The organism is Flagellimonas olearia, assembly GCF_009184425.1.
GTDB classification, from domain to species: domain Bacteria; phylum Bacteroidota; class Bacteroidia; order Flavobacteriales; family Flavobacteriaceae; genus Flagellimonas; species Flagellimonas olearia.
Genome location: NZ_WELG01000002.1, coordinates 242272 through 253187 on the forward strand (window position 1 = coordinate 242272; position 10916 = coordinate 253187).

The window sequence follows — 10916 nt, forward strand, 5'->3', positions numbered from 1 at the left end:
AATTCACGAATTAGTCCATCAAAAAGAATGATATCAATTTTTTAAAGCGCTGATTTTTATCGATTTGTTAAATTTTATTTAATACATTTATCATATTCGTAACCAATAAAAAACTACAACCATGTTTTCAAAATCCAATTTGCTGGCCACCTTGGTCGCAACGATTGTCATGTTTTTTCTGGGATACCTCATCTGGGGTCTCGCCACTGTAGACTTTTTTACCGAACATACCATTGTCAACGCCATGAAAGAAGTTCCCGATCTTGGGATTATAGCTCTAGCCAATCTTATCGCCTCCTTTATCCTCAGCACCTTGTACAGCAAATGGGCCCGGGGCCATCACTCCTTAGGCCAAGGATTTGAGTTCGGGGCATGGATAGGTGCTCTTATTGGATTGGGCTCGGGGCTAATTGCCTATGCCACCATGAGCTTGATGGATATGACCGGCCATATTGTTGAAGCCGTTCTGGACATTGTTTTTTACGGAATTATAGGAGCCATCATTGCACTGATCTACCAAAAAACAGCTGCAAAATCGTAAGGCAACTAACCAACCTTAAACTGGAGCGGATTGCTTTGCAATCCGCTTTTTTTTTATGGTATCAACTTAAAAATATAGGATTCCAAAGGCTGTAGTTCCACCCATACTTTTCCCTGCCCATTCTCCACCAATAAGGTCGATTCCACTTTTCCATATAGTTCTTCGGAAAGGTCGTAAACCACATCTTTCAATTGCCATTTGGCTATAAGATCTTCCGGAACCTTAAGTTCAAAAGCATAGTTTTTATGGGCATCGAAATTGGAAACGACCAGTAGTTTTTCACCATCGGTCCATCTCGCGAAGGAAAGGACCCTATGATCATAGCTCTCGGTACGTTCCTTATTATAAAAATGGATTTCTTGGTATTCGCCCATCAAAGCCGAGCTTTCTTTGGTAAAGTTCAAAAGGCGGGCATAAAAATCCCGGAGCTCCTTTTCTTCTTGTGACAATTGACCTCCATCAAATGCTTTATGGTTCATCCAACGTTGATGGTGGGGCACTCCAATATAATCGAAAATCGAGGTACGTGTGGGCTTTCCAAAACCCGCATCCTCTGCAGCGGGCTCGCCTACCTCCTGTCCAAAATAAATCATGGTGGGTGATGTCCCAATAGTGGCCGAAACGACCATGGCCGGCTTTCCAATTTCTGCTTTACCCACGAAATCCGGGCTGGCGATTCTTTGCTCATCATGGTTTTCCAAAAAATGGAGCATGTGGTGCTCAATATCCAGCACTTTTTGCTGCACCACGGGAATATGGTCTGTCCAGCCATACCCCTTCATGATATGTTTTAAACCATCATACAAATCCACTTTATCGTACAGGTAGTCCATTTTTCCCCGTTGGATATAGTCCCGATACAGGTCTGGATTGTATACCTCAGCCATTAAAAAGGCCTCCGGTTTCTTCATTTTGATGTTGGAATTCAGGTAGCTCCAAAATTCCACCGGGACCATTTCCGCCATGTCATATCGAAACCCATCCACACCAAAATCCAGCCAGTACAGTGCAATATCCCTGAACTTTGCCCAAGAATCGGGAACGGTTTTATCTTCCCAAAACTGAAAGTGTTCTGTATAGTCCTTGCCCTTGAAATCCCAAGGCAATTCATCAAAATCCTTGATGCCATCCGGTCGTACCCCGTAATTGATCTTTACAGTTTCATACCAGTCGTTGAAATGGGGTTGGGCCATTCGGGACCCATTTCCGGTCCATTTGGCAGGGTTTTCCTCAAGTTTTTGATTGGATAACGGAAGATTCCTACCGCCCAAAGGAGCGTATCCATGTTCCCAATGGGGCAACTGAAACCGCTGACCAGGGATGTAATAAAAATTATTGTTGACATCGTATTCCTTCGTAACATCGTCATGGGCGCCCAAGTCCACCACTCCTTCAGGGTTATTGGTCCCTTCATATTTGCGGGCCACATGGTTGGGAACTATATCTATGATCACCTTCATTCCCAATTTATGGGTCCTTTTGACAAGTTCGTTGAATTCATCGAGTCGCTTGGCCGGATCTAAGGCCAAATCAGGATTCACATTGTAGTAGTCCTTTACCGCATACGGTGAGCCTGCACGTCCCTTGACCACATTATAATCGTCATTGGAAATGCCATAAGCGTTGTAATCATTGACCAATGCATGGTGTAGCACTCCGGTATACCAGATATGGGTGACCCCCAAATCTTGGATTTCCCCCAAAGCTTTTTCAGTAAAATCCGCAAACTTCCCCAGTCCATTTTCTGCAATGGTCCCCCATGGAATGTTATGGGTATTGGTGTTTCCAAAAAGTCGGGCAAAGACCTGATATACTATGGTTTTTTTCTTCATGGGGTCTCGTGGTTTTTCCAACCGTAAAATAAAGGAACTTTTAGGCATGTACCGTTTCCCCAGGCATCAACTGTAGAGGTTTCCCATCTACCTGAATGGTCATGGCTTTATCCCCGGAAACTGTAAAGGCCGTTCCTTGGGTCGAAACCGTCATGATCACGATTTGGTCCCTAAAATTGATTTTGAAGGCATACGATTCCCATTGTTCTGGAATTCGAGGCGTAAAATTCAGTACGTCATCCACGACCCGCATTCCGCCAAAACCTTCCACAATGCTCATCCAAGTGCCGGCCATGGAGGTAATGTGCAGTCCTTCCTCTACTTCCTTGTTGTAATCGTCCAGATCCAATCGGGATGTTCTCAAGTAAAAGGTATAGGCCTGTTCCATTCTTCCCAATTTTGCAGCCTGAATGCTATGCACACAAGGCGAAAGTGAGGATTCATGCACCGTGAACGGCTCATAGAAATCGAAATGGCGCTCCAACTCTTTTTGACTGAAATGGTCTTCGAAAAAGTAGAAGCCTTGGAGTACATCGGCCTGTTTTATGTAGGGAGACCGAAGGATGCGGTCCCAACTCCATTTTTGGTTGATGGGCCTTTCGGACTTGTCCAAATCTTGCACCCGAACCAATTCCTTATCCAAAAACCCATCTTGCTGTAAAAACACTTTGTGTTTTTCAGAAAAAGGAAAATACATGTTACCCGCCACTTGCTTCCAGTCCTCAACTTCAGTCGAAGTCAACTTGACCTTGGAAACTATACGTTGGTAATCCTCTGGATAGGCTTTGGAAACTATTTTAACCTGCTCCGCAGCATACTCCATACACCATTTGGCCAAATAATTGGTGTACCAGTTGTTGTTGACATTGTTCTCGTACTCGTTGGGTCCGGTCACGCCCAGCATCACATACTGCTGCTTCTCTTCTGAAAAATTGACCCGTTGGCGCCAGAATCTCGCAATTCCGATCAAGACTTCCAATCCCATTTTGGGAATGTAGCTATAATCTCCCGTGAAACGGTGGTAATTATAAATGGCAAAAGCAATGGCCCCATTTCTATGGATTTCCTCAAAAGTGATTTCCCATTCGTTGTGGCATTCCTCCCCGTTCATGGTAACCATGGGATAGAGGGCCGCACCATTCTTGAACCCCAATTTTTCCGCATTCTCAATGGCCTTTTGCAAATGGTTGTAGCGGTATTCCAACAGGTTCCAAGCCACTTGTTGGTTTTTGGTGGCCATATAAAATGGCAAGCAGTAGGCCTCGGTGTCCCAATAGGTGCTTCCCCCATATTTTTCACCGGTAAACCCCTTGGGACCAATGTTCAATCTGGAATCCCTACCGAGATAGGTTTGGTTGAGTTGAAATATATTGAACCGGATTCCTTGTTGCGCCTTTACATCGCCCTCAATGGCAATGTCACTCATTTCCCAAATCTGGGCCCATGCTTCCTTTTGCATTTGCAGCAAGGTTTCAAAACCAAGTTTGGAAGCTTGGTGCAAAACCTTGTTGGCGGCTTCCTGAAGTTGGTCTTCCGGATAGTTCCTGTCCACTGTGTAGCCCCCATACTTTACAAGGGTAAGGGTTTCATCTTTTTTTATACTTACCGAATAGGTATGGCCTACGGAAGTTTCATCTTTCTTTTCCGCAGGATTTTCATCAACCTTGTCTCCATCCACATACAATTCACTCTGCATGAAGGTACAGACCTTAAAATGGGTCTTCATGGTATGGGACTCCACAAAGGCACGATTTTCTTCGGAGGTTACTCCAGTGATGTTCCAGAATTTGTCGTCCCAATTGCTATCCCTGTTTTTTATTCCTCCATCCAGATAGGGTGTTACCATAACATCAGCATCTCCATTGAGCGGTTGTATAGTATATTGTATGGCGCCGACTTCATCCAGATCCAGACTTAAAAAACGGGTCACTTCAACCGCAATTTCCAAATCATTGGGCAGGATGGCCACAAAACTGCGTTTGTACCACCCTTCCCTCATATTTAGCTCCCTACGAAAGTGATCCACTTTCTTGCATTGGGCCAAATCCAAGGGTTGACCATTCAGTGAAATATCAATACCAATCCAGTTGGGAGCGTTGAGCACTTTGGCAAAGTACTCTGGGTAACCATTTTTCCACCATCCCACACGGGTTTTATCAGGATAATAGACCCCTGCAATATAACTGCCCTGAAAGGTTTCCCCGGAATAGTGTTCCTCAAAATTGGCCCGTTGTCCCATGGCTCCGTTCCCAAGACTGAACAAACTTTCCGACGATTGTACCAATTCTTGGTCAAATCCTTCCTCGATAATGGACCAAGGGTGTGCTGTTATGTATTCTTGATTCATTGCTTTAGATAAATGTAATGGCAAAGATACTTATACCATAAATCCTATGTTAATGGACTATGGAATCCCGAATTACCAAGGTGGGTTCGAGGATTTTGGTCTGGTAGGTCTCTTCATCTTCCTCACTTTCTACCTTATCGATCAACATTTGGGCAGACATCTCCCCCATTTTTTCCCCATGCTGTGCCACCACCGTTAAGCTTGGGTTGGCATATTTGGATAAAACTCCGTCCGTAAAACCAATAAAGGAGATATCCTCAGGGATTCGGAGACCGCTCTTTTGAGCCAATCGCATACTGTAGACCGCAAATATTTCATTGACACACAGCACGGCATCCAGCTTTTGGGTTTCCAAAAAGCTTTTAATGCCGGCCTCATCCATTTCCATGGTGGGCAATTTTAGAATTTTGGATTCATCCACCCCAATTCCCATTTCGGTGAGGGCCTTTTTGTATCCAACTGTTCGGGCCTTGCTCACACTGAGGTAATCATCGGTTGTGATGAGCGCTATTTTCTTTCTTCCTTGTTCAATCAGTTTTTTGGTGGCCATATAAGCTCCCAATTCATCATCAATGACAACTTTATCGCACTCTATTTCATTGGTGATACGATCAAACAGTACTACAGGAATCCCTTGTTCCGTTACTTCCTTAAGGTGGTTATAATCCCCTTTTTGCTGTGTTTCGGAAGACAAGGACATGATAAATCCATCGATACTGCCATTGGCCAGCATCTCCATATTGATCACTTCCTTATCAAAGGACTCCTCCGATAAGCATACAATTACATTATACCCCCTAGCATTGGCATACTTTTCAATGCCCCTGATCACCGTGGTAAAGAAATGGTGCACAATATCAGGAATGACCACCCCAATGTTCTTGGTCCTCTTATTTTTAAGGCTAATGGCTATATTATTGGGCTTGTAATTGTACAGTCTGGCAAACGCCTGTACTTTTTCCTTGGTATCCCGGCTAATTTCCTCACTGTTCTTCAATGCCTTTGATACTGTGGAAATAGATACTTCGAGTTCTCTTGCTATATCTTTTAGGGTAATTTTTGCTTTCAACAATCAGGGATTTGATTTAATAATAAATTGGAAATTACTCATTATAGAAAAGGGGGCTGACCAAAATATGTTTTTTAACACAATACTTTTGAACTCTCTTAAAAATTCTTATAGAAATGTTAAAGCATTGTAAAAATAAAAAATACTATATTAGCGACATATTACAGAATTCTTATTTTTCTTATCTTATTTTGTAATATACATAAACCAACCCATTAAGTTTTGTCAACCTTATACATATCCAAAGTTATTAACACGAAACCGTTTTCGTTTGATATTGCGGATATGCTTAGATTTTAATTAACATATTTTTTATATATGTTTAACACTTGAATTAAAATTAACTAAACTTAAAATTAATTATTTATGAAGATTACGCTACTAAAAAGCTTTTTGATGCTTGGGGCATTTTTATGCTTTGGCTTGGCAAAAGCTCAGACAGTGTCAGGTACTGTTTCGGATGCAACTGGACCGTTGCCCGGGGCAAGCGTACTTGTAAAAGGTACTACCAATGGTACCCAGACCGATTTTGATGGTAATTATACTTTGGATGGCATTGAGGATTCCTCTGTTTTGGTATTCAGCTACATAGGTTATAAGACCGTTGAGGTTGGTGTCAATGGGCGATCTACGGTAAATGTAACTTTGGAAGAGGATGCACAAGCCTTGGATGAAGTAGTTATCATCGGTTATGGACAAACCACGATCAAGGATGCAACCGGAGCGGTTGCCGCTGTTACCTCGGAGGATTTCAATGGAGGTATCATCTCATCTCCCGAACAATTGATCCAAGGTAAAACGGCTGGTGTTCAGATTACCCAAGCCAGTGGTGAACCGGGAGCTGGAATCGCACTCCGTATCAGGGGTACAACATCGGTCCGTTCCAATAACAACCCTCTTTTTGTTGTGGATGGTATTCCTCTTACCAGTGACACGGCACCCGAATCCGGGAACATCGGTTTTGGTACCAGTGGCTCAAAAAACCCATTGGCTTTCTTGAACCCATCCGACATTGAGAGCATGAGTATCCTTAAAGATGCTTCTGCTACCGCAATTTATGGATCTAGGGGTGCCAACGGTGTCGTTATCATAACCACAAAGAGTGGTAAGGGTAGCCAAGGTGGCGTATTCGAATTCAATTCCACTTTAAGTATTTCAAACCCGGCCAATGATTTGCCTCTTTTAGGCAGAGAAGCTTTTCTTGATGCCGTGGAACAGTTTGGCGGGGATAGAGTAGCCCAAGATGCAGGTGCAAACACCAATTGGCAAGATGTTGTTACACGAAGGGCCGTTTCGCAAAATCAAAATATCACTTACTCAAACAATTACGGAAAAGGTAATATACGGGCCACTTTTGGTTACGGAAAACAATTTGGTATTGTACAAAACTCTTCCATGGAGCGAATTACAGGAAGAGTCAATTGGGGACATCGGTTCTTGGATGACAAATTAAGACTCAACTTACAGGGAACCATGTCCCGAGTAAACGATGAATCCCCAGCACTCAGTGGTAGTGCCGGATTTAGAGGAGACCTTTTGGGTGCCGCCTATTCCGCAAACCCTACCTGGCCAAACAGTGCTTCCTATAACTCAGGCGGACAATTGAACCCACGGGTACTTACAGATTATATACAATCTTTGAGCAATACCAATAGGGCATTGATCAATTTCTCAGCCGAATATGATTTCACACCTGAACTTACTGGTAAAATCAATTTAGGATACGATAAGTCAGAGGCTACTAGAAATGCTGTCGCTTCTTCCTTGGGACGAAACCTTGATAGGGGGACCTTCGGAAATGGACGTGGTGCCATCAACAATTTGGATATAGAGAATAGATTGATCGAGGCCACCCTGAACTATAAAAAGGAATTTGAAAACTCAAACCTTGATGCGATAGTAGGTTTCTCCTTCCAAGACTTTGCCAATTCCGGTAGAAATGCAAGAGGTTTCGGATTTGCTACCACCGATTTAAATGAAATGTCGGACCACCTTAATAAAACGGTCAACGTTATCGAACAAAATATAGATGGTAGATACCAACAATACGGATATGCTCCCAACACCAATGGGGTATTTGTCAATAGATTGGTTCCCGATATCGTCACCGACAACCTTGGAACGATTACCGGAACAAGGGTGAATTCCTTGTTTGTGGATACTTTTGACACTACAGACGAGCTTCAATCCTTCTTTGCAAGGGTCAATTACACCATCGCAGACAAGTATTTGTTCACAGCAACGGTCAGGGCGGACGGTTCTTCAAGATTTGGTGGAAACAACCAGTATGGGTACTTCCCTTCTGCCGCCTTTGCCTGGAAATTGAACGAAGAAGATTTCATTGGTGATTCCGTGTCAACCCTTAAACTTAGGTTGAGTTTTGGTATCACAGGAAACCAGGATGGTTTGGGCCATGCCAACTATATCTTTAGATCACGATACGCTGTTCCAGATCAGGTAATTTCAGATGGTGGTGACATCAACATTCCTGGAACGGAAACCGTGGCCTTCCCCAATGATGATTTGAAATGGGAAGAAACCGTCCAATATGGTGTTGGTCTTGATTTCGGTTTTGGAAATGACAGGTTGAATGGTTCGGTTGACTTTTACCGAAAAGACACTCAAGATGTGCTTTTACGTGTAAATTCTGCACAACCCGCCCCTCAACAGTTCTTTTTTGGAAACTTTGACTCTTCCATCATAAACCAAGGGGTGGAATTCTCCATAAACTATGATTTGGTACAGAGTGCCGATTTCAATTGGAGTGCCGGTCTTAACGTCGCCTATAACGACAACCAGATCAAAAAACTTAGAAACCCACTCGGAGGACAGGTAATCATCCCATCCGGGCAGATTCGTGGACAAGGGCTATCCAACGCTTTTTCACAGCGCTTGGAAGAAGGACAACCTTTGTTCGCATTCTTCTTGAGACAGTTTGAAGGATACGATGGCGATGGACAGCCCATCTTCACAGGAGGTATCGATAACCAAGTTTACGTTGGCGAAACTGCACTGCCAGATATCACTGGAGGTTTTTCCACAAATCTTAGCTACAAAAACTGGGATTTATCAGCTTATTTGAGTGGTCAGTTTGGAGCAGCGGTGTACAACAACACTGCCAACGCATTCTTCACCGCAGGGGCCATTCAAAATGCCCGTAACGTGACTCCAGATGTACCTGCCAGCGATGAATCTGGTTTGGCCGAAGCATCCGTGTCCACCAGGTTTTTGGAAAGTGCGGATTTTGTTCGCCTCCAAAACCTGACCCTTGGATACAATGTTCCGCTGAGCGGTGATAACGTCCTGAAAAGTTTGAGGTTATCCGTTACAGGACAAAACCTATTCTTGATTACCGATTACAGCGGTCTAGATCCCGAGGTAAGTGTTACCCCAGGTAACTCCAACGGTTCCACGGACCTATTGAACGGTATTCCAATTGCAGGTATCGATTACACGGCGTTCCCTAGGCCAAGAACTTTCACCATTGGACTAAATGCTACCTTTTAATAAAAAATTGAAAAGATCATGAAAAGAAGAATAATCAAGATTAATCTATCGATTCTTGTTTCGACTGTCCTTGTGCTTGCATGTACAAATTTGGAAGTTGAACCTACGGATTCCGTTTTTAACGAGGCGGACACAGGAGGGTTTGGTGGCGTTAACGCACAGAGTAACCTCAACAACCTGTATAACGATGTTTACGGACAATTGGGAGATCAGGCGAATTTCTTTGCTCTCAACGAAGTGTCCACAGATGAGATGTTGGTACCGACCCGTGGTACGGACTGGGGCGACAATGGAATTTGGCGTACCCTGCATACCCATACTTGGGATCCACAGCACCTCTACATTCTAAACGTTTGGAACAACCTGAACCAGAATGTGTACAGGGCTTCGGAAATTATTGACAGTAGAAGCTCCCCTTCGGCACAGCAAAAAGCCGAAGCGCAGTTCTTAAGAGCTTTCAGTATGTTCTTTGTGTTGGATCTATACGGTCAGGTGCCATTCAGGGGACTGGACGACGGACCAAACATCAATCCTGCAGTAATGACCAAACAAGAAGCTTACGACTTCATTGTTTCCGATTTAACGGAAGCCATCCCTAACCTACCTCCCATAGCAGCTGGAGCAGAAGGTTTGAGCAAGGCCTCCCAAGCGGCTGGTCGATTCTTATTGGCCAAGGTCATGATGAACGGGGAACGCTATACCGGCACTGCCGCAGATTACGATGCCGTAATTGATTTGATCGATGCCATCGCTGCCGAGGGATATGCCCTAGAGGATGGTTACTTCGAAATGTTTACAGAAGAGGCCGATACCGAAACCATTTGGTGGGCCAGCACCTCCGTGGGAAACAGGATTTGGAATGGAATGCACTACCATATCGTGGCACCGGACAATACCGGTGGTGGATGGAACGGGTTCAGTACCCTTGCCGAATTCTACGACCTATTTGAAGGAGACCCCAATAGCAACTATGTTGGCGATGGACAAGAGGAAAGAAGAGGCTGGGTTCCCGATGCCAGCAATGCCGATGATGTAAACCTCGGTATTGGATACGGGTTCTTAATTGGCCAAATGTATGATGCAAATGGTGTTGCCCTGAAAGACCGTCCAGGAAATCCATTGGCCTTCACCAAGGAAATCCCCGGATTGGCCGGTAACAATGAGCGTACAGGTATCCGTACCATTAAGTATCACCCTGCAGGTGGACGTTCTTTCAACAGTCACGAGATTGTCTTCAGATATGCCGATGCCCATCTTTTGAAAGCAGAAGCCATCTTGAGAGGCGGTGGAGATCCCACTGCATTGGTCAATGAACTCAGAACAATCAGACAAGCAACACCACTTGGTTCTGTTACCGCTCAAGATTTGATCGATGAAAGAGGAAGGGAACTTTATAAGGAGTTTTGGAGAAGAAACGATTTGGTTCGTTTTGGACAGTATACCAAAGATTGGGAATTTAAGGATGCAGGTTCTGTAGGTGATGACACCAAGAACTATTTCCCAATTCCAACCAACGCTTTGTTGTCCAATCCAAATTTGGTGCAAAACCCAGGTTACTAAGCTCAGCGATTCAAAGTTTGAGTTGTTTATATATAAAGAGGCCGCCAATTGGCGGCCTCT

6 protein-coding genes are annotated in these 10916 nt (G+C 44.0%); 3 read left to right on the plus strand and 3 right to left on the minus strand.

Going from position 1 to position 10916, the window contains the following annotated elements:
- The first annotated feature begins 121 nt into the window (after nt 1-121).
- Nucleotides 122-541: a hypothetical protein gene (locus tag F8C76_RS10485; RefSeq protein ID WP_152131694.1), complete on the plus strand. Its 420-nt coding sequence runs from the start codon at nt 122-124 to the stop codon at nt 539-541.
- Nucleotides 542-594: 53 nt separating this feature from the next.
- On the opposite strand, the gene F8C76_RS10490 is transcribed toward F8C76_RS10485, so the two are convergent.
- From F8C76_RS10490 to F8C76_RS10500, 3 genes are read right to left on the minus strand one after another with little or no spacing between them, the layout of a single operon-like run.
- Complete coding sequence (locus tag F8C76_RS10490) at nt 595-2421, minus strand: alpha-amylase family glycosyl hydrolase (protein ID WP_152131695.1); 1827 nt, start codon at nt 2419-2421, stop codon at nt 595-597.
- Nucleotides 2414-4720 carry a glycoside hydrolase family 65 protein gene (locus tag F8C76_RS10495; RefSeq protein WP_152131696.1) on the minus strand — a complete coding sequence of 769 codons (2307 nt, stop codon included), beginning with the start codon at nt 4718-4720 and terminating at the stop codon, nt 2414-2416. The genes F8C76_RS10490 and F8C76_RS10495 overlap by 8 nt, the downstream gene beginning before the upstream one ends.
- Before the next feature lie 49 nt (nt 4721-4769).
- Nucleotides 4770-5789 carry a LacI family DNA-binding transcriptional regulator gene (locus tag F8C76_RS10500; RefSeq protein ID WP_152131697.1) on the minus strand — a complete coding sequence of 340 codons (1020 nt, stop codon included), beginning with the start codon at nt 5787-5789 and terminating at the stop codon, nt 4770-4772.
- A 366-nt stretch (nt 5790-6155) separates the two neighbouring features.
- Here F8C76_RS10500 and F8C76_RS10505 point away from each other — a divergent pair, with 366 nt between their 5' ends.
- Both F8C76_RS10505 and F8C76_RS10510 read left to right on the plus strand, forming a co-directional pair.
- Entirely contained in the window at nt 6156-9296 is a 3141-nt protein-coding gene (locus F8C76_RS10505) for a SusC/RagA family TonB-linked outer membrane protein (protein ID WP_152131698.1), read from the plus strand.
- Between the two features lie 18 nt (nt 9297-9314).
- Nucleotides 9315-10856: a RagB/SusD family nutrient uptake outer membrane protein gene (locus F8C76_RS10510; protein WP_152131699.1), complete on the plus strand. Its 1542-nt coding sequence runs from the start codon at nt 9315-9317 to the stop codon at nt 10854-10856.
- Nucleotides 10857-10916: the final 60 nt, after the last annotated feature.

Excerpts from the sequence above, each read along its gene's own strand:
- F8C76_RS10505 (WP_152131698.1), top strand. The coding sequence starts at position 6,156 with ATGAAGATTACGCTACTAAAAAGCTTTTTGATGCTTGGGGCATTTTTA.
- F8C76_RS10495 (WP_152131696.1), bottom strand. The coding sequence starts at position 4,720 with ATGAATCAAGAATACATAACAGCACACCCTTGGTCCATTATCGAGGAA.
- F8C76_RS10485 (WP_152131694.1), top strand. The coding sequence starts at position 122 with ATGTTTTCAAAATCCAATTTGCTGGCCACCTTGGTCGCAACGATTGTC.
- F8C76_RS10510 (WP_152131699.1), top strand. The coding sequence starts at position 9,315 with ATGAAAAGAAGAATAATCAAGATTAATCTATCGATTCTTGTTTCGACT.
- F8C76_RS10490 (WP_152131695.1), bottom strand. The coding sequence starts at position 2,421 with ATGCCTAAAAGTTCCTTTATTTTACGGTTGGAAAAACCACGAGACCCC.